Raw genomic sequence first — 17,124 nt, 5'->3', positions numbered from 1 at the left:
CGGGACTGAACGCCCCGGGACTGAACGCCCCGGGACTGAACGCCCCGGGACTGAACGCCCCGGGACCGGACGCTTCGGCGGGGCGCCGCGCGGTGACGTCAGCGTTGTGGGGTTCTTCCGGGTGGGGCCGGCGCGGGGGTCAGCGCCGGTCCACCAGCCGGTCGAAGTGCGTGGTGGTGTGCCGCAGTTGCGCCACCAGTTCGTCGCCCACCGCGGGGGGCGCCACGTCCGCGGGCAGGTACAGGATGCTCACCTGCATGTGCGGGGGTTCGGCGAACCAGCGCTGCTTGCCCGCCCACACGAACGGCGAGAGGTTGCGGTTCACGGACGCCAGGCCGGCCCGGGCCACGCCCTTGGCCCGCGGCATCACCCCGTGCATCGCCTTGGGCGCCTCGAGCCCCACCCCGTGCGACGTCCCCCCGGCGACGACCACCAGGTGGCCGTCCGAGGAGGTCCGCTGCTGCCGGTAACCGAAGCGGTCGCCCTTGGCGACCCGGGTCACGTCCAGGACCGCCCCCCGGTACTCGGTGGCGTCGTGGTCACCGAGCCACAGCCGGGTGCCGATCCTGACCCGGAAGGTGGTCTGCGGGTACTCCTGTTGCAGCCGGCCGAGCTCCTCCTCCTTCAGGTGGCTGACGAACATGGTGTGCAGCGGAAGCCGCGCCCCGCGCAGCAGGTCCATCCACCGGGTCACCTCGTCCACCGCGTCGCTGCCGTCGGTGCGGTCCAGCGGCAGGTGGATGGCGAAGCCCTCGAGCCGCACCCCCTCGATCGCGCTGTGCAGCTTGCCGAGGTCGTCCTCGGTCACGCCGTGGCGGCGCATCGAGCTCATCACCTCGATGACGACCCGGGCGCCGACCAGGCCGCGCACCCCCTCCACCGACGACACCGAGCGGATCACCCGGTCCGGCAGCGGCACCGGGTCCTCACCCAGCCGGTAGGGGGTGAGGACCAGCAGGTCGCCGTCGAAGTAGTCCTTGACCCTGGCGGCCTCGTAGGTGGTGCCCACGGCGAGCAGGTTGGCCCCGAAGCGGGTGACCTCCTCGGCGAGCCGGACGTTGTCGAAGCCGTAGCCGTTCCCCTTGGCGACGGGGACGAGTCCGGGGAAGGCTCCGAGCACGGACTTGATGTGGGCACGCCACCGTTCCGTGTCCACATAGAGCGTGAGCGCCATGGGTGCTTGCCTCTCTCGCTGGCTCGATGACTCGCTGGCTCGATGACGGGGGTCGATGACCGGGGTGACTGGGGGCGGGACCGCGCGGGACCGCTTCGAGAACACGCCCGCCCCGGGGAGGACCCGGGGCGAGGCGGCGCTCGGCGTCAGCGGCGGGACATATACATGTCCAACGCCTTGTGCAGCAGCTTGTTCAGCGGGTAGTCCCACTCGCCGATGTACTCGGCGGCGTACCCCCCGGTCCCCAGCTTGAACTGGATGAGACCGAAGAGGTGGTCGTTCTCGTCCAGGCTGTCACCGATCCCCCGCAGGTCGTAGACGGAGGCCCCGAGGTGGTAGGCGTCGCAGAGCATGCGCCACTGGATGGCGTTGCTCGGCCGCACCTCGCGCTTGTGGTTGGCGGACGCGCCGTAGGAGTACCAGACGTGCTCGCCGACCACGAGCATGGTCGTCGCCGCCAGCACCTCGCCCTCGTGCACCGCGAGGTACAGCCGCATCCGGTTGGGGTCCTCCGCGCTCAGCGCCTTCCACATCTGCTGGAAGTAGCTGAGCGGGCGCGGGCGGAAGCCGTCCCGCTGGGCGGTCACCACGTACAGCTCGTGGAAGATCTTCAGCTCGTCGTAACCGCCCTGGTACACCTGGACGCCGGCCTTCTCGGCCTTCTTGATGTTGCGCCGCCAGAGCTGGTTGAACCCGCGGTGCACGTCCTCCAGGGAGCGTCCGGCCAACGGGACCTGGAACACGTAGCGCGGCTGGACGTCCCCGAAGCCGGCGCCGCCGTCCTCGCCCTGTTGCCAGCCCATCCGGCGCAGCCGGTCGGAGACCTCGAAGGCCCGCGGCTCGATGAAGGTGGCCTGCACGTCCCGCAGGCGCTTGGCCTGCTTGCCGGCGATGGCCTCCTTGATCGCCGCGGCCTCCCAGCGGCGTATCACCACGGGCGGGCCCATCTTGACGGAGAACGCCCCCGCCGACTTCAGATGCGCCAGCATGGGCTTCATCCACCGGTCAAGATCGGGGTCGAACCAGTTGATCACGGGCCCCTCGGGCATGTACGCCAGGTACCGCTTCAGCTTGGGGAGCTGCCGGTAGAGGACCAGGGCGGTGCCCACGAGCTGTCCGGTGGTGTCGAACCAGCCCAGACGCTCGGAGCGCCACTCCGACTTGACGTCCGCCCAGGAGGGAACCTGCATGTGACTGGCTGAGGGCAGGCTCTGGATGAAAGCCAGGTGCTCCTCGCGGCTGATCGTCCTCAGGCTCAGGGTCATGCGCGGCGCTCCTCGGGGGTGCAAGGCTGTCGAGGCGCAGCCTACTGTGACCCCGTGGCGCCCGCGGCCGGGTAGGAGGGCCTCTGGGCGAGCTTCCGCCACGCCCGGAGGGTGCCGGACCGACCCGCGGTCAGCCCACCACGCCGCCGAACAGGCCCCCGTGGGCCATGCCGAGGAAGAAGCCCACCCCGGCCGCGCCCATGCCCACCACCGTGACGAATCGCTCACCCGTGGTAGCCGAGACCATCTGCGACACCCCGCCGGTGAGCAGCCCCGCCAGGCCCGTCCAGGAGCTGAGCAGGTGCAGGCCCGGCCAGAACGCGGTGACCAGCGCGACGACCCCGAACACAGCGGTGGCCATGGTCAGGGCGTTCTCCTTGGGATGCGTCCTGCCGTCGGTGTTCAGCGTTCGCTCGGACAGATGCCGGATCGTGTGTGCCATGGGCACCTCCACTTGGTGGTTTCCGGTCTGGCCCCCCCGGCGTACGTCGCCGTCACCGTTCCCCTACCCACTGGAGCCCCTGCCCACCGGAACTCCTGCCCACCGCGTGGGTGCGGCCCCGGCCCCGGCGCCCGGGGGGACGGCTCCGGAGACCCATGATTCCCGTTCCGCGGGTCCCGCGCTCGTGGATCTTCCGCGGACGGGGCCGGGGTCGGGGTCGGCCCCGGAGCGGCCGGCGAGCGCGCTGGTGCGGGCGGGTGCCAGGGCCCGGGCCGGGTACCGGTAGGCTGTACCTTCCGCATCGGTGTCTGTTTCGGGCCGCCCGGACAGGCGGGAGCCTGTCACCGGTCCTCGGGGGTCTGTCAGTGGCCCCCACTATCGTTGCCCGCAGTACCGTTGCCGACGCAACACAACCCTCCTGCCACGGAGAGACCGTGGCCGCTGAGTCCAGAGGAGGTGGGTTCACGCATGCGTCACTACGAGCTGATGCTGATCCTCGACCCGGATCTCGAGGAGCGGGCGGTTTCCCCGCTCATCGAGAACTTCATGGCCGTCGTCCGCAATGGCGGCGGCAAGGTGGAGAAGGTCGACACGTGGGGCCGTCGGCGCCTCGCTTACGAGATCAAGAAGAAGTCCGAGGGCATCTACTCGGTCATCGACCTCAACGCACAGCCCGAGGTCGTCAAGGAGCTCGACCGCCAGCTCAACCTGAGCGAGTCGGTGCTTCGGACCAAGGTCCTCCGCCCGGCGACGCACTGAGCCCCCGGGCTCAGTCCGGCACCGGGTACACCACCGAAACGCCAGCACACCGCCGAGAGGTCACCCGTCATGGCAGGCGAGACCGTCATCACCATCGTTGGCAACCTGACCGACGACCCCGCGCTGCGCTTCACGCAAAGCGGTGCGGCCGTCGCCAGCTTCACCATCGCGTCCACCCCGCGCACCTTCGACCGTCAGTCGAACGAGTGGAAGGACGGCGAGGCGCTGTTCATGCGCTGCTCGCTGTGGCGGCAGGCAGCGGAGAACGCAGCGGAGTCGTTGCAGCGTGGGATGCGCGTGGTCGCCCAGGGGCGGCTGCGGCAGCGCTCCTACGAGGTCAACGGTGAGAAGCGGACGGTCGTGGAGATGGAGGTCGACGAGATCGGCCCCTCGCTGCGGTACGCCACCGCCAAGGTCACCAAGACCGGGGGACGGGGCGGCCAGGGCGGTTACGGCGGCGGCCCCTCGGGCGGTGGCTGGGGCGACGCCCCGGCCGGTGGCCCGCAGGGCGGCCCGTCGGGCGGTGCCCCAAGCGACGACCCGTGGGCGACGGGGGCTCCGGCCTCCGGCGGCCAGGGCGGCGGTTGGGGCGGGGCTCCGTCCGGCGGTGGCGGTGGTGGGTACTCGGACGAACCGCCCTTCTAGCCCCCTCGGGGCTGATGACCGGTGCGCCCCGCGGCGTCCCGGTCCCCACCCCCACTTCTTGAACCTCTTGGGAGAGGCACCATGGCGAAGCCGCCTGTGCGCAAGCCGAAGAAGAAGGTTTGCGTGTTCTGCAAGGAGAAGATCTCCTACGTCGACTACAAGGACACGAACCTGCTGCGGAAGTACATCTCCGACCGCGGCAAGATCCGTGCCCGCCGGGTCACCGGCAACTGCACCCAGCACCAGCGCGATGTCGCAACGGCCGTGAAGAACAGCCGGGAGATGGCGCTGCTGCCCTACACCTCGACTGCTCGCTGAGAGAGGGGGACCAAGGCATGAAGATCATCCTCACCAACGAGGTCAGCGGCCTCGGTGCCGCGGGCGACATCGTCGAGGTCAAGGACGGTTACGCGCGCAACTACCTGATCCCGCGCCGGTTCGCGATCCGCTGGACCAAGGGCGGCGAGAAGGACGTCGAGCAGATCCGCCGGGCCCGTCGGGTCCGGGAGATCCAGACGCTCGAGGACGCCAACGCGGTCAAGGCCCGTCTGGAGGCGGTCAAGGTGCGGCTGCGCACCCGGGCCGGCGACAGCGGCCGGCTGTTCGGTTCGGTCACCCCGGCGGACATCGCCGCGGCGATCAAGGAGGCCGACGGCCCCGCGGTGGACAAGCGCCGCATCGAGCTGAGCGCGCCGATCAAGTCGGTCGGCTCGCACAGCTTCACCGTGCGGCTGCACCCGGAGGTCGCGGCCACCCTCGACATCGAGGTCACCGCGGCCTGACGGACCCAGGGGCGGGCCCTCCCGCTCCGCGTCTCACCGGGACTGTTCCCGAACCGCACGCCGGGCCCGCGTTCCCCTCACCGGGAGCGCGGGCCCGGCGTCGTGTCCCCACCTTTCCCCGTCCTGGGCCTCCCCCGCGGTGCCCTCCGCTCAGGCGCGGACCGCCCCGGTCACCACCCAACGGCCCGAGCGGGCCCTGGTCCACAGGAACGCGAGCCTGGCCAGCATGAACAGGTTCATCGTCCACCACAGGGCGGTGAGTCCGCCGCCCACCGCCGGCACCGCCAGCGCCGCGGGCAGGAACACCGCCAGGGTGCCCAGCGACGCCCAGGCCAGGTAGCGGCCGTCCCCGGCGCCGAGCAGCACCCCGTCCAGGACGAAGACGATCCCGCAGACCGGTTCCGCCAGCGCCACCACCAGCAGCGCCGCCATGAGCTCCGCGCGGACCTCGGCGTCCGACGTGTACAGGGGGGTGAGCAACGGCCTCGCCGCCAGGAGCAGTCCGCCGAGGACGACACCCGACACGATGCCCCAGCGCACCATGCGCCGGCACACCGCCCGCGCCCCCTCCGCGTCGCCCGCGCCGAGGTGGCGGCCGATGATGGCCTGCCCGGCGATGGCTATGGCGTCCAGGGCGAACGCCAGGAGGCTCCACAGGGTCAGGACGATCTGGTGCGCGGCCACCTCGGTGTCGCCCAGGTGTGCGGCGACGGCGGTGGCGATCAGCAGCACCGCGCGCAGGCTGAGGGTGCGCACCAGCAGCGGCACACCGGCGGTGGCGCTGGCCCGGATGCCGGCGAGCTCGGGTCGCAGCGGCGCGCCGTGCCGCCGGGCCCCGCGGACCACGACCACCACGTACGCGGTGGCCATGCCCCACTGGGCGGCGACGGTGCCCCAGGCCGACCCGGCGATGCCCAGGTCGGCTCCGTACACCAGTGCCGCGTTGAGCCCGGCGTTGGCGGTGAAGCCGCCCACGGCGACGTACAGCGGGGTGCGGGTGTCCTGTAGCCCCCGCAGCACTCCTGTGGCGGCCAGGACGAGCAGCATCGCCGGGATGCCCAGGGAGCTGATCCGCAGGTAGGTCACGGCGTGCGGGGCCGCGGTGGAGGAGGCGCCGAAGGCGTCAACCAGCGCCGGCGCGGTGGGCAGGGTCACCGCGATCACCAGTGCGCCGAGCAGCGCGGCCAGCCACAGGCCGTCGATGCCCTGCCGGATGGCGGACCGCAGGTCTCCGGCGCCCATCCGGCGGGCCACCGCGGCGGTGGTGGCGTAGGCGAGGAAGATGAAGAGGCCGACGGCGGTGGTCAACAGCGCTGCGGCGACACCGAATCCGGCAAGCTGTGGAGTGCCCAGATGACCGACGATGGCCGAGTCGACCATCACGAACAGCGGCTCGGCGACCAGCGCTCCGAAGGCGGGGACGGCCAGGGCGATGATCTCCCGGTCATGGCCACGGGCCCGGGCGGGACCCGTCGGAGCGGGGCCGGTGGGGCCGCCTCCGTCCGGGGGACGGGCGCTGTCGGAGGAGGGGTGGTCGTGCCGACGTTCGCGCGGACCTGGGGGGCCTGGGGTCGTTGCGGCAGGGGACATCCACCCACGGTAGTCGGCTCGGGGCGGTCGTCCACAGGTAAGAGACAGAATTCATTGGTGACTATTACTTTGGTGTCGTTCTGGTGACGGCGCGCGCACCGTTTGTCGCGATCTTGCTCCCCAGGGAGAAGTTTTTCTCGTACACAGCCGGTGGATGGAAAACCAGCAGGTCAGTCGCTTGATCAAGTCATCTTCGAAGGGTTGTCCACAGAGTCTTCCCCCGCCTTGTGCACAGGTTGGGGCGAGTTCTCCACAGAGTTGCCGCTGTCATCCACATGGCCTGTGGATAACCATCTTGGCTGACGGTGCTGAGGGCCTTAGCGTGGGCCGCTGCGCGCTGTCCTGGAACCGACGCGCCGAAGGCGGACGGCGCCCGTGGTGTCCGAGCCGTGCCGTAAGAAAGAGGGGCGCAGTCCGGTACGTGGTTCGCCGCGCGGACGGGGAGGAGATGGCCGGGTGACTCGTGCCGGGCACGGTGGAGCGGGCGGTGGCACCCCCCCACCGGACGACCACTGGCCGGACGAGCCGCCCCCGGAGGAGGAGCTCGGCTCCCTGCCCTCCCCGCGCTTCCGCTCCGAGAGCCGGCCCGCCCCGGGTCCCGGGGCCTTCGAACGCGTCCCCCCGCAGGACATCGACGCCGAACAGTCCGTCCTCGGCGGCATGCTGCTGTCCAAGGACGCCATCGCCGACGTGGTCGAGGTCATCAAGGGCAGCGACTTCTACCGTCCCGCCCACGAGACGATCTACTCCGCGATCCTCGACCTCTACGGCCGGGGAGAGCCCGCCGACCCGATCACCGTCGCCGCAGAGCTGGTCAAACGCGGCGAGATCACCCGCGTCGGCGGTCCCTCCTACCTGCACACCCTGGTCTCCTCGGTCCCCACCGCCGCCAACGCCCAGTACTACGCCGAGATCGTCCACGAACGGGCCGTCCTGCGGCGCCTGGTCGAGGCCGGCACCCGCATCACCCAGATGGGGTACGCGGCGGACGGGGACGTCGACGAGATCGTCAACTCCGCCCAGGCCGAGATCTACGCCGTCACCGAGCAACGCACCTCGGAGGACTACGCCCCGCTGGCCGACATCATGGAGGGCGCGCTCGACGAGATCGAGGCCATCGGCTCCCGCAGCGGCCAGATGTCCGGGGTGCCCACGGGCTTCACCGACCTGGACTCGCTCACCAACGGCCTGCACCCGGGGCAGATGATCGTGGTCGCCGCCCGGCCGGCGATGGGCAAGTCCACCCTGGCGCTCGACTTCGCCCGGGCCTGCTCGATCCGGCACTCCATGCCCAGCGTCATCTTCTCGCTGGAGATGGGGCGCAACGAGATCGCGATGCGGCTGCTCTCCGCGGAGGCCCGGGTGGCCCTGCACCACATGCGGTCCGGGAGCATGACCGATGACGACTGGACCCGGCTGGCCCGGCGGATGCCCGAGGTGACCCAGGCACCGCTGTACATCGACGACTCGCCGAACCTGACCATGATGGAGATCCGGGCCAAGTGCCGGCGGCTCAAACAGCGCAACGACCTGCGGATGGTCGTCATCGACTACCTCCAGCTCATGCAGAGCGGCGGCTCCCGGCGGGCGGAGAGCCGCCAGCAGGAGGTGTCGGAGATGTCCCGGAGCCTGAAGCTGCTCGCCAAGGAGCTCGAGGTGCCGGTCATCGCCCTGTCCCAGCTCAACCGTGGTCCCGAGCAGCGCACCGACAAGAAGCCGATGGTCTCCGACCTGCGCGAGTCCGGCTCCATCGAGCAGGACGCCGACGTGGTCATCCTGCTGCACCGCGAGGACGCCTACGAGAAGGAGTCACCCCGCGCCGGCGAGGCCGACCTGATCGTCGCCAAGCACCGCAACGGCCCCACCGCCACCATCACCGTGGCGTTCCAGGGGCACTACTCCCGCTTCGTGGACATGGCGCAGACGTGAGCGGCCGTGTTGTAGGTTTCCAGATTCCGTGGCCACTTTCCATCAGCGATGGCCACTGCGTGGCCAATAGGACACGGGGATGGAAATCCCCAACGAGCCACCGGCTCCACAGCAACGGGCCAGGTCAGGGGCTACTCCGTTGTTTTTTCAGCGAGTACTACCGGGACCCCAACTACGTGATGGGAAAATCGAAGTAGGTGTCCGGATAAGGTTCGTCGTTCAGTGTGTAGTGCCACCACTCGCACTCGTACGAGCTGAAACCGCAGCCTTCCATGATGGAACGCAGGTGTTCCCGGTTTCGCGCTTCGACCTGCCCGATCCCCGTTGCCCCATGATGGGAGAGGGAATCCATCAGGTCGTGACCACCACCCATGGAGGCAAGTTCGCGGGTATCCAGGTGATACAGCGTCATGTCCACGGTGCTGCCCCGACTGTGGCCCGACTTGGTGGCCACGTATCCCATCTCGAACATGTCGGATCTGTCGATGTTCGGATAGTGCCGTGGCTTCGTCAGGCCGTCCTCCGGCTGTTGCGACCAGCGCACGAAGCAGTCCACGGCGCGTTGCGGGCGGTAGCCGTCCCAGAGCAGCAGGCCGAAGCCGATGGACCGGGCCTTTTTCTGCACCTTCTCCAGAGCCGCGCACAAGGCTTTCGTGCCGACGATGCGATTCGCCAGGTAGCCGTCCACCGGCTTGCCGGTGAAATTGTCCCAGGTGGCGTACTTGGCGTCCCAGCGTATTCCGGGGACGAGCTCGTCCACGAAGGCGAAGTCCTTGTTCATCGGAGCTTCCCCGTCAGTGCCAGCGACACCAGCCGGGCGATCACTTCGGCGAGCGGCAGATCCGCGGCCGCCATCATCCTCGGATAACGGCTGTACGAGGTCATACCGGGAAAAGTATTGACTTCGTTGAGGACCACTTCGCCATCCTCCTTGAGGAACATGTCCACTCGCGCCAGTCCCCGGCATCCCAGGACGCGGTAGACGGCCTTCGCCTTCTCCTGGACGAGCGATCGCGACTCTTCCGGAATGTCGGCGGGAACGATGGCTACGGAGTTGTCGGATCCGGTCTCGGGCCGGTCCTCCTGATGGATCCTGAAGAAGCCGTGGGAGAGTGCGATGCGGTCCACCTGTCCCGCGATCAGGTCCAGCTCGTTCCCGAGGATGGCGCATCCGATCTCGCTGCCGGCGACGGCCTCTTCGATCAGCACCTTCGAGTCGTACTGCCGGGCGGTTTCCACCGCACTGAGCAGTTCTTCCTTCCGGGAAACCTTGCTGACGCCGAAGGACGACCCCGAACGGGCCGGCTTCACGAAGACGGGAAAGGTGATCCGGTCGGGATCGATGTTCTTGTCCGCCGTGACGGTCCAGAAATTCGGCGTGGCGATTCCCGCGCTTCCGGCGACGAGGTAGGCGAGGGACTTGTCCATGCACAGCGCGGAACTCTGGATGTCGCAGCCGATGTAGGGGATGCCGGAGAGCTCGAGGAGACCCTGTATCGCGCCGTCCTCGCCGAGCTTGCCGTGCAGCACCGGCAGCACAACATCCAGGGCGATCGTCTCGTACCGCCCCTGGTCCAGGACGAGCAGTCCGCGGACGCTCCGGTCCGGTGACAGCACGGCCGGGCGGTAGTTGCCCTTCTCCCAGTCCGTGTCAGGCCCGTCGCAGAGCCTCCAGTCACCGCCCTGCGTGATCCCGATGTAGAACGGCTCGTACTTCTCGACGTCGAGATTCCGCGCGACCTCGCGCGCGGACTTGACGGAGACAGGGTGCTCCTCGGAGCAGCCGCCGAATATGATTCCGACCTTCAGTCTAGCCATGCTGATTCCTTCTTTCGAATTTCAGGCAGTTGGCCATGGAGTTTTCGACCGTGTCGCTCAGGGCGTGGTCCGTGTAATACGCGGTGTGCGGAGTTATGAGCACGTTCGGCATCTCCTGCAGCCGCAGCAACGCTTTGCTTTCGATGCGCTTGTTGCGGCAGTCGGCGTAGAAGATGCCTTCTTCTCCTTCGATCACATCCAGCGCCGCACCGCCCAATCGGCCGTTTTCCAGCGCCGAAACGAGGGCCTCGGTGTCGATCAGGGAACCGCGTCCGGTATTGATGATGAAAGCGCCGTGTTTCATCTGCTCGATCCGTTGACGGCCAAGGAGATGATGCGTATCCGTGGTGAGCGGCGCGTGGAGCGTCACGATGTCGCTCAGCCGCAGCAACTCATCGAGGGAAACGTAGTCGGCAGCCGTCTTGGGGCGACGGTCACAGGCAAGTATTCGACCGCCGAAACCCCGCAGCCTTTCCACGACCGCCGTGCCGATGCGTCCTGTTCCGACGACCCCGATGGTCAGATCGCGCAGTTCTTTTCCGCGCACCTCGTTCAGCCGGTAGTCGTGGCGGTCCGAGCGGCGCACAGTGGCTTTCGCGTTCCGTACCGCCATCAGCATCAGCATCAGTGTGTAGTCGGCCACACTGTCGGGTGAGTAGGCGATATTTTCGACGGAGATTCCGACGCTAGCCGCGTATTCCACATCGATGTGGTTGCAGCCGATGCTCCGTGTGGAGATGTACGTGACGCCGGCTCGGCTGAGGGCGAGAAGTGCGGGATTGGTGATCCGGGTCTTATGACCTACGCTGATGCACCGATTTCCGGAGGCCAGTCCGGTATTGGCTTCGGATACCGCCGCATCCGTGATGGTGACTGTGACGCCGAAGCGGGGTGCCATCTCCCGGAACAGAGCGGCCTCGTCCTGCCCGCATCCGTAGACAGTGATACCCGTTGCCGGGGCGGCCGAGGAGGACGAGTTCGCCGGCGATCGGGGGCGGTCGGCCGCTTTTCGGGCTGGTTCGCTGTAGGCCATGCCGACAGTCAAGGTGACGGGATGTTGCAGGAGCGTATGCGGTTTTCGATACGCCGACGATATGCAACAGGCCGGTAGCGTCGAGCACATGACTATGTTGATCGGCCCATCAGATCCCGCGTTTCCCGCACCCGTTCTCCGAGACCCGCGAGGCCTCGGCGTGATCCCGCTCAGCCTCGGTGAGATCGCCGCGGTCGTCGACGGGACGATCTCGGGCGACGGCTCCGTGACGGTGACCGCGCCGGCCGTGCTCGACGGCCGGCAGGCCGAACAGGGCAGCCTCTTCGTCGCCTTCACCGGCGAGCACGTCGACGGCCACGACTACGCCGAGCAGGCAGGCCGGGCCGGCGCCGTGGCCGTGCTCGGCTCCCGGCCCACGCCGCTGCCCACCGTCGTCGTCGAGGACGCCCAGGCCGCGCTGCAGGCGCTCGCCGCCCACGTCGTGGGCCGGCTGCGCGACGGGCTGACCGTTGTCGGGCTGACCGGTTCGCAGGGCAAGACCAGTACCAAGGACCTGCTGGCGGCCGTGTTGTCGAGCACAGGGCCGACGATCGCCACGGCCGGCTCGTTCAACAACGAGCTCGGTGTGCCGCTCACCATGCTGCGCGCCGACGCGGCCACCCGGTTCCTCGTACTCGAGATGGGAGCCCGCCACGTCGGCGACATCGCCGAACTCACCGGCCTGGTCGCGCCCGACATCGCCGTCGTCCTCAACGTCGGCCAGGCCCACCTCGGCGAGTTCGGATCGCGAGCGGCCATCGCCAAGACCAAGGGCGAACTGGTGCAGGGGCTGGCGCCCGGCGGCACCGCCGTACTCAACGCCGACGATCCCCGGGTGGCCGCGATGCGCTCGCTCACCGACGGTCCGGTGCTGACCTTCGGCCGGGCGTTCCACGCCGACGTGCGGGTGCACGGCCTGGCTCTGGACCGGCTCGGCCGGCCGTCCTTCACACTGCGGACCGCCGACGCCTCGGCTCCCGTCGCGCTGCCGCACGTGGGCGCCCACCAGGCGCTCAACGCGTCGGCTGCCGCGGCCGCGGGGCTGGCGGCCGGCGTACCCCTCGACATGGCCGCGGCGATGCCGGCCACCGCCTCGCTGTCGAAGTGGCGCATGGAGCTGCGCCACCTCGCCGGCGGCGCGACGCTGCTCAACGACTCCTACAACGCCAACCCCGACTCAACCCGCGCCGCCCTGGACGCGCTGGCCGCGATCGAGGGCGGGCGCCGCATCGCCGTCCTCGGCGAGATGCTCGAGCTCGGCGACGACAGCGAGGCCGAGCACCGCGCAGTCGGGGAGTACGCCGCCTCCCGGGCCGACGTGGTGGTCGCGGTCGGCGAGGCCGCCCTGTCGGTCGCCGACGGTGCGGGGGAGCAGGCGGTGGTGGCGGCCGACAACGACGCGGCCGTCGACTGGCTGCGCAATCACCTGGCCGCCGGCGATGTGGTGCTCGTCAAGGCCTCCCGCGGGGCGCGCCTCGACGAAGTGGCCGCCGCGCTCGCGTAGGTCGGGTTCATCGCCCGCGCCGCTTCATGTAGAGGTCGAAGGCCCGGTAGACCATCGGCCGCAGCGGCAGGTCCCATTCGCCGACGTACCGCACCGCCTGACCGCCGGTGCCGGCCTTGAACTGGATCAGCCCGACGTGCGGGTCGTCGGAGTCGAGGGTGGGGGTGATGCCACGCAGGTCATAGACGTCGCAGCGGGCCGCCAGCGAGTCCCGGATCATCGCCCACTGGCAGGCGTTGGAGCCGCGCACCTCGCGCTTCTCGGTGGAGGAGGCACCGTAGGCGTACACCGCGTGGGCGCCGACGCGGACCAGGATGGTGGCGGCGACCAGGTCGCCCTGGTGGCGGGCCAGGTAGAGCCTGATCCGCTCAGGGTCCTCGGCATTCAGTGCCGCGAACATCGTCTCGAAGTAGCGCAGTGGCCGGGGTGTGAAGCGGTCGCGCTCGGCGGTGTGGACGTACAGGTCGTGGAACGCCTTCAGGTCCTCACCGACCGTGACCTCGACGCCCTCCTTGGCCGCTTTCTTGATGTTGCGGCGCCATTGCTGGTTCATGCCCCTGAGCAGGTCGTCCTCGGTTTTGCCGGCCAGCGGAATCTCGTACTTGAACTGCGGATGCCCGACCCCGAAGCCGTCCTTGGGGCTCTGCGGCAGCCAGCCGGCGTCTTTGAGCCGGCCGGCCACGCGGGCGCCGACCGGGTCGGCCCACTCGCTCGGCAGATCGGTGAGCCGCTTGATGCCCGGGTCGGCGATGCCCTCCTTGACCTGGGCGGCGCTCCAGGTGTCCGTGCACACCGGCGGGCCGAGCCGGATCGCGAACGCGCCGTGCTCCTTGAGATGGGCCGCCAGCGGGTCGAGCCACGCGTCGATCTCGCCGGTCCAGCCGATGACCGGGCCCTCGGGCAGATAGGCCAGCGTGAAGCGGTCGAGCCGCGGCACCGGGCGGTGCAGAACGAGTCCGGCACCGACCAGCTGCCCGCCGTCGAACCAGCCGAGGGACTCGCTGCGCCACTCGGCTTTGACGCGGCCCCATGTCGGGGTCTGCAGGAAGCTGACCGACCGCTGTGCCCGCACGAACGCCAAGTGCTCGGCGGCGCTGATCGGCGCGACGGTCAGACTCAAGCCGGTTCGTGCTGGTTCGCTGGAGAACATGCCCGCCAGTCAAGGCGGCGCGGTGTTGCCGGCATGTATGCGGTTTTCGATACGCCGACGATATGAGCCGGCTCGTAGCCTTGATGACATGCGTGTGTTGATTGTCGAGGACGAGCCGTATCTGGCAGAGGCCATCCGCGACGGCCTACGCCTGGAAGCGATCGCGGCCGACATCGCCGGTGACGGCGACACCGCTCTGGAAATGCTGAGCATCAACACCTACGACATCGCCGTCCTCGACCGCGACATCCCCGGACCCTCCGGCGACGAGATCGCCAAGTGCATCGTTGCCTCCGGCAGCGGCATGCCGATCCTCATGCTCACCGCCGCCGACCGGCTTGACGACAAGGCATCCGGGTTCGGACTCGGCGCCGACGACTACCTCACGAAGCCGTTCGAGATGCAAGAGCTCGTCATGCGGCTCAGGGCGCTCGACCGCAGGCGTGCGCACGCCAGGCCTCCCGTGCGAGAGATCGAAGGCCTGCGGCTGGATCCGTTCCGCCGCGAGGTCTACCGCGACGGCCGCTACGTCGCGCTCACGCGGAAACAGTTCGCCGTGCTCGAAGTCCTCGTTGCCGCGGAGGGCGGTGTCGTCAGCGCCGAAGAGCTGCTGGAGCGGGCATGGGACGAGAACGCCGACCCGTTCACCAACGCCGTACGCATCACGGTCTCGGCGCTGCGCAAGCGTCTCGGCGAACCCTGGGTCATCGCCACCGTGCCGGGCGTCGGCTACCGGATCGACACAGCACCCGTCGCCGGGCATGGGGGTGGTGACCGTGGATAGGCAGCCCGGCTTGAGCGTCCGCCTCAAGCTCACCCTCAGCTACGCCGGATTCCTCATGCTCGCGGGTGCCTTGCTGCTCACCGCCATTGGAGTATTTCTCCTGCAACAGGGGTGGCTGCGAACCACCCCAGAGGGGGCATGGAGACAAACTCCGGGCGTCGACTTCGTGCGCGGTTTCGCCCCGATGGCAGCCGCAGTAATGGCGTTCCTCCTGGTGTTCGGCCTGCTGGGAGGATGGATTCTTGCCGGACGCATGCTCGCCCCCCTGGACCGCATCACCCACGCCACCCGTACGGCCGCAGCCGGATCGCTGTCCCACCGGATCCAACTGCAGGGCCACAAGGACGAGTTCCGCGAACTCGCCGACGCCTTCGACACGATGCTCGCGCAGCTCGAAGCACACGTCGCCGAACAGCAGAGATTCGCAGCCAACGCCTCTCACGAGCTGCGCACCCCGCTGTCGGTCTCGAAGTCACTGCTCGACGTGGCCCGCGCCGATCCGAACCGCGCCACCGACCCACTCATCGACCGCCTCCACGCCGTCAACACCCGAGCCATCGACCTCACTGAAGCACTGCTCCTGCTCAGCCGCGCCGACCAGTGGTCCTTCACCCGCGAACACGTCGACCTGTCCCTCGTGGCGGAAGAAGCCACCGAAACGCTCCTCCCCCTCGCGGAAAAGCGTGGCGTCACCATCGAGACCTTCGGCGACATCGCCCTCACGAGCGGATCGCCGGCGCTCCTGCTGCAGCTGACCATGAACCTCGTGCAGAACGCGATCGTCCACAACCTGCCTGAACAGGGCACCGTGTGGGTGAATACCAGCGTCCGCCCCCGGACGGTGGTGCTCACCGTCGAAAACACCGGCGAGCAGGTCACCCCGGAGCTGGTCTCGACGCTCACCGAGCCGTTCCAGCGCGGCACCGAGCGCGTACACACCGACCAGGCGGGCGTCGGCCTCGGGCTGGCCATCGTCAAGACCATCACCCACGCACACGACGGAACGCTCACCATCACCCCGCGCTCCGCCGGCGGGCTCCGCATCACTGTGGAACTGCCCACAGCGTCCCCGCACCATGGCAGTGGTGCGCCGCAACGACCGTGGCCGGCGCCCAGACCTGAGCGACGCAGGACATCCCCTCACGATTGACACAACGCCGCGGCGAGATCGTCCTGGATGCCACAGCCGGCTCGCGCCCGCCGGTTCCTTGAAGTGGGGGATTCCGTGTATCGCGAGCGTATCGAAAAGCGCATACGCCACCGCAACATCCCTCCGTATTCAGTTGAGGCATGGACCAGAACACACCACCGTCAGCCCCGGCCCGTCGCGCGCGGAGGATCGTCTTCTGGATCGTGCTCGTCGGTCTGGGGATCCCCGGTGCGGCGGTCGCCGTGTTCGTGCTGCGGTTGCTCGTGCGGTCCGTGCCGCTGGTCATGCGCGGCGGGTGGCACGCCTGGCTCTTCACCTTCAACGGTGTGGTGCTCAGCGTGGTGGCCGCGCTGCCGTTGTCCGCGCTGGTGGTGTGGCTCCTGGCGCGCCGCCGGAGGGCCGTCGGCACCGAGTCGGCCTGGGCGCGGCGCAGGTCGCTGGCCGAGGTCGGCTTGGTCCACGGGACGGTGCCGTGGGTGTGGCTGATCCTGATGCCGGGCGCGCGGGCCGGCGAGGTCCCCGGCCGGGTGAGCCTGGTCCCGGTGGTGGACCTGCTCACGATGGGGCTGCTCGGGATCCTCGGCAACCTGCTGGTGTTCGCGGCGCTCGGCTTCTTCGCCCCGATGCGGTTCACCGCGCTGGCGTCGGTGCCGCGGATCCTGGCGCTCGGGGCGGGCTGCTCGGTCCTGGTCGAGACGCTCCAGTACGTCCTGCAACTGGACCGGGTGTCCTCCGTGGACGACGTACTGGTCAACGCCACCGGCGCCGCCCTGGCCGCACTGGCGTCCCGCCGCTGGTGGCGCGCCCCGGCCGCAGCGCCGACCGACAAGCCCCGGCCGGCTCTGGAACCGGCGGGTTGACCCGTCCTCGCTCCGGCGGGCTGCCGGGGCGCCGCGTGCCGACGAAACCGGACGAGAACTCATGCTCGACATGCGGCAGGTGGCAGTTTCCAGGTGAGCAACAGAACAGACGTGCGCCGTGCCGGCTCGCCTCCCGCCGCCCGCTCCAGGGCATGCGCCCACCAGGCTGCCCGGCGCCGCCGGACAACCGCCAGTCCTCGTAGTCCGTGACCAGGCGCAAGGCCCCTCGCCTGGGGTCA

At 69.2% G+C, this 17,124-nt stretch carries 17 protein-coding genes; 9 read left to right on the top strand and 8 right to left on the bottom strand.

The features are described from left to right. Positions 1 to 139: 139 nt before the first annotated feature. The 3 genes from A3IG_RS0113885 to A3IG_RS0113875 form a co-directional block, all read right to left on the bottom strand. On the bottom strand, positions 140 to 1,174 hold the full coding sequence (locus tag A3IG_RS0113885) for an alanine racemase (protein WP_018384176.1): 1,035 nt from the start codon (positions 1,172 to 1,174) through the stop codon (positions 140 to 142). A gap of 146 nt (positions 1,175 to 1,320) precedes the next feature. After that, entirely contained in the window at positions 1,321 to 2,439 is a 1,119-nt protein-coding gene (locus A3IG_RS0113880) for a lipid II:glycine glycyltransferase FemX (protein ID WP_018384175.1), read from the bottom strand. A 130-nt stretch (positions 2,440 to 2,569) separates the two neighbouring features. Then, positions 2,570 to 2,881, bottom strand: coding sequence for a hypothetical protein (locus A3IG_RS0113875; protein WP_026220251.1), 312 nt, complete (start codon positions 2,879 to 2,881; stop codon positions 2,570 to 2,572). Between the two features lie 468 nt (positions 2,882 to 3,349). Between A3IG_RS0113875 and rpsF the strand changes: the two genes are divergently transcribed. The 4 genes from rpsF (at position 3,350) to rplI (ending at position 5,067) form a co-directional block, all read left to right on the top strand. Next, positions 3,350 to 3,640, top strand: a complete 291-nt coding sequence (rpsF, locus tag A3IG_RS0113870; RefSeq protein WP_018384173.1) for a 30S ribosomal protein S6 — start codon at positions 3,350 to 3,352, stop codon at positions 3,638 to 3,640. A gap of 69 nt (positions 3,641 to 3,709) precedes the next feature. Continuing rightward, positions 3,710 to 4,285 carry a single-stranded DNA-binding protein gene (locus A3IG_RS0113865; protein WP_018384172.1) on the top strand — a complete coding sequence of 192 codons (576 nt, stop codon included), beginning with the start codon at positions 3,710 to 3,712 and terminating at the stop codon, positions 4,283 to 4,285. Between the two features lie 81 nt (positions 4,286 to 4,366). Then, on the top strand, positions 4,367 to 4,603 hold the full coding sequence (gene rpsR, locus A3IG_RS0113860; protein ID WP_026220250.1) for a 30S ribosomal protein S18: 237 nt from the start codon (positions 4,367 to 4,369) through the stop codon (positions 4,601 to 4,603). A 17-nt stretch (positions 4,604 to 4,620) separates the two neighbouring features. Then, positions 4,621 to 5,067: a 50S ribosomal protein L9 gene (gene rplI, locus A3IG_RS0113855; protein WP_018384170.1), complete on the top strand. Its 447-nt coding sequence runs from the start codon at positions 4,621 to 4,623 to the stop codon at positions 5,065 to 5,067. Between the two features lie 150 nt (positions 5,068 to 5,217). Here rplI and A3IG_RS0113850 read toward each other — a convergent pair whose 3' ends face one another. Further along, entirely contained in the window at positions 5,218 to 6,657 is a 1,440-nt protein-coding gene (locus A3IG_RS0113850) for an MATE family efflux transporter (RefSeq protein ID WP_018384169.1), read from the bottom strand. Between the two features lie 552 nt (positions 6,658 to 7,209). On the opposite strand from A3IG_RS0113850, the gene dnaB reads away from it, so the two are divergent. Continuing rightward, positions 7,210 to 8,586 carry a replicative DNA helicase gene (gene dnaB, locus A3IG_RS0113845; RefSeq protein WP_407701025.1) on the top strand — a complete coding sequence of 459 codons (1,377 nt, stop codon included), beginning with the start codon at positions 7,210 to 7,212 and terminating at the stop codon, positions 8,584 to 8,586. A gap of 172 nt (positions 8,587 to 8,758) precedes the next feature. Here dnaB and vanX read toward each other — a convergent pair whose 3' ends face one another. The 3 genes from vanX to vanH are packed head-to-tail and all read right to left on the bottom strand — an operon-like array spanning position 8,759 to position 11,437. Further along, on the bottom strand, positions 8,759 to 9,367 hold the full coding sequence (vanX, locus tag A3IG_RS0113840; RefSeq protein WP_018384167.1) for a D-Ala-D-Ala dipeptidase VanX: 609 nt from the start codon (positions 9,365 to 9,367) through the stop codon (positions 8,759 to 8,761). After that, a complete protein-coding gene (gene vanA-Sc / locus A3IG_RS0113835; protein ID WP_018384166.1) occupies positions 9,364 to 10,404 on the bottom strand; it encodes a D-alanine--(R)-lactate ligase VanA-Sc in 1,041 nt (346 codons plus the stop codon). Before vanA-Sc ends, vanX begins: the two co-directional genes overlap by 4 nt. Further along, positions 10,397 to 11,437, bottom strand: coding sequence for a D-lactate dehydrogenase VanH (gene vanH / locus A3IG_RS0113830; RefSeq protein WP_078500459.1), 1,041 nt, complete (start codon positions 11,435 to 11,437; stop codon positions 10,397 to 10,399). The genes vanA-Sc and vanH overlap by 8 nt, the downstream gene beginning before the upstream one ends. A gap of 160 nt (positions 11,438 to 11,597) precedes the next feature. On the opposite strand from vanH, the gene A3IG_RS0113825 reads away from it, so the two are divergent. Continuing rightward, a complete protein-coding gene (locus A3IG_RS0113825) occupies positions 11,598 to 12,941 on the top strand; it encodes a UDP-N-acetylmuramoyl-tripeptide--D-alanyl-D-alanine ligase (RefSeq protein ID WP_018384164.1) in 1,344 nt (447 codons plus the stop codon). A 7-nt stretch (positions 12,942 to 12,948) separates the two neighbouring features. Here A3IG_RS0113825 and A3IG_RS0113820 read toward each other — a convergent pair whose 3' ends face one another. Further along, positions 12,949 to 14,091, bottom strand: a complete 1,143-nt coding sequence (locus A3IG_RS0113820; RefSeq protein WP_026220249.1) for a lipid II:glycine glycyltransferase FemX — start codon at positions 14,089 to 14,091, stop codon at positions 12,949 to 12,951. A gap of 88 nt (positions 14,092 to 14,179) precedes the next feature. On the opposite strand from A3IG_RS0113820, the gene A3IG_RS0113815 reads away from it, so the two are divergent. The 3 genes from A3IG_RS0113815 to A3IG_RS0113805 all read left to right on the top strand — a co-directional run bounded on the left by A3IG_RS0113815 (position 14,180) and on the right by A3IG_RS0113805 (position 16,885). Beyond that, a complete protein-coding gene (locus A3IG_RS0113815; protein WP_026220248.1) occupies positions 14,180 to 14,875 on the top strand; it encodes a response regulator transcription factor in 696 nt (231 codons plus the stop codon). Next, a complete protein-coding gene (locus A3IG_RS29710) occupies positions 14,868 to 16,025 on the top strand; it encodes a sensor histidine kinase (protein WP_086019943.1) in 1,158 nt (385 codons plus the stop codon). Before A3IG_RS0113815 ends, A3IG_RS29710 begins: the two co-directional genes overlap by 8 nt. A gap of 140 nt (positions 16,026 to 16,165) precedes the next feature. Next, positions 16,166 to 16,885, top strand: a complete 720-nt coding sequence (locus A3IG_RS0113805) for a VanZ family protein (protein WP_018384160.1) — start codon at positions 16,166 to 16,168, stop codon at positions 16,883 to 16,885. Positions 16,886 to 17,124: the final 239 nt, after the last annotated feature.

Source organism: Wenjunlia vitaminophila DSM 41686 (genome assembly GCF_000380165.1).
Lineage (GTDB): Bacteria > Actinomycetota > Actinomycetes > Streptomycetales > Streptomycetaceae > Wenjunlia > Wenjunlia vitaminophila.
This window is presented reverse-complemented; position numbering and strand designations above follow the sequence as displayed.

Coding starts and splice junctions, on each gene's coding strand:
- vanA-Sc (WP_018384166.1), bottom strand. CDS start 10,404: ATGGCTAGACTGAAGGTCGGAATCATATTCGGCGGCTGCTCCGAGGAG.
- A3IG_RS0113875 (WP_026220251.1), bottom strand. CDS start 2,881: ATGGCACACACGATCCGGCATCTGTCCGAGCGAACGCTGAACACCGAC.
- A3IG_RS0113820 (WP_026220249.1), bottom strand. CDS start 14,091: ATGTTCTCCAGCGAACCAGCACGAACCGGCTTGAGTCTGACCGTCGCG.
- vanX (WP_018384167.1), bottom strand. CDS start 9,367: ATGAACAAGGACTTCGCCTTCGTGGACGAGCTCGTCCCCGGAATACGC.
- rpsF (WP_018384173.1), top strand. CDS start 3,350: ATGCGTCACTACGAGCTGATGCTGATCCTCGACCCGGATCTCGAGGAG.
- A3IG_RS0113880 (WP_018384175.1), bottom strand. CDS start 2,439: ATGACCCTGAGCCTGAGGACGATCAGCCGCGAGGAGCACCTGGCTTTC.
- A3IG_RS0113885 (WP_018384176.1), bottom strand. CDS start 1,174: ATGGCGCTCACGCTCTATGTGGACACGGAACGGTGGCGTGCCCACATC.
- vanH (WP_078500459.1), bottom strand. CDS start 11,437: ATGGCCTACAGCGAACCAGCCCGAAAAGCGGCCGACCGCCCCCGATCG.
- A3IG_RS0113865 (WP_018384172.1), top strand. CDS start 3,710: ATGGCAGGCGAGACCGTCATCACCATCGTTGGCAACCTGACCGACGAC.
- A3IG_RS0113805 (WP_018384160.1), top strand. CDS start 16,166: ATGGACCAGAACACACCACCGTCAGCCCCGGCCCGTCGCGCGCGGAGG.
- rpsR (WP_026220250.1), top strand. CDS start 4,367: ATGGCGAAGCCGCCTGTGCGCAAGCCGAAGAAGAAGGTTTGCGTGTTC.
- A3IG_RS0113850 (WP_018384169.1), bottom strand. CDS start 6,657: ATGTCCCCTGCCGCAACGACCCCAGGCCCCCCAGGTCCGCGCGAACGT.
- A3IG_RS0113815 (WP_026220248.1), top strand. CDS start 14,180: ATGCGTGTGTTGATTGTCGAGGACGAGCCGTATCTGGCAGAGGCCATC.
- rplI (WP_018384170.1), top strand. CDS start 4,621: ATGAAGATCATCCTCACCAACGAGGTCAGCGGCCTCGGTGCCGCGGGC.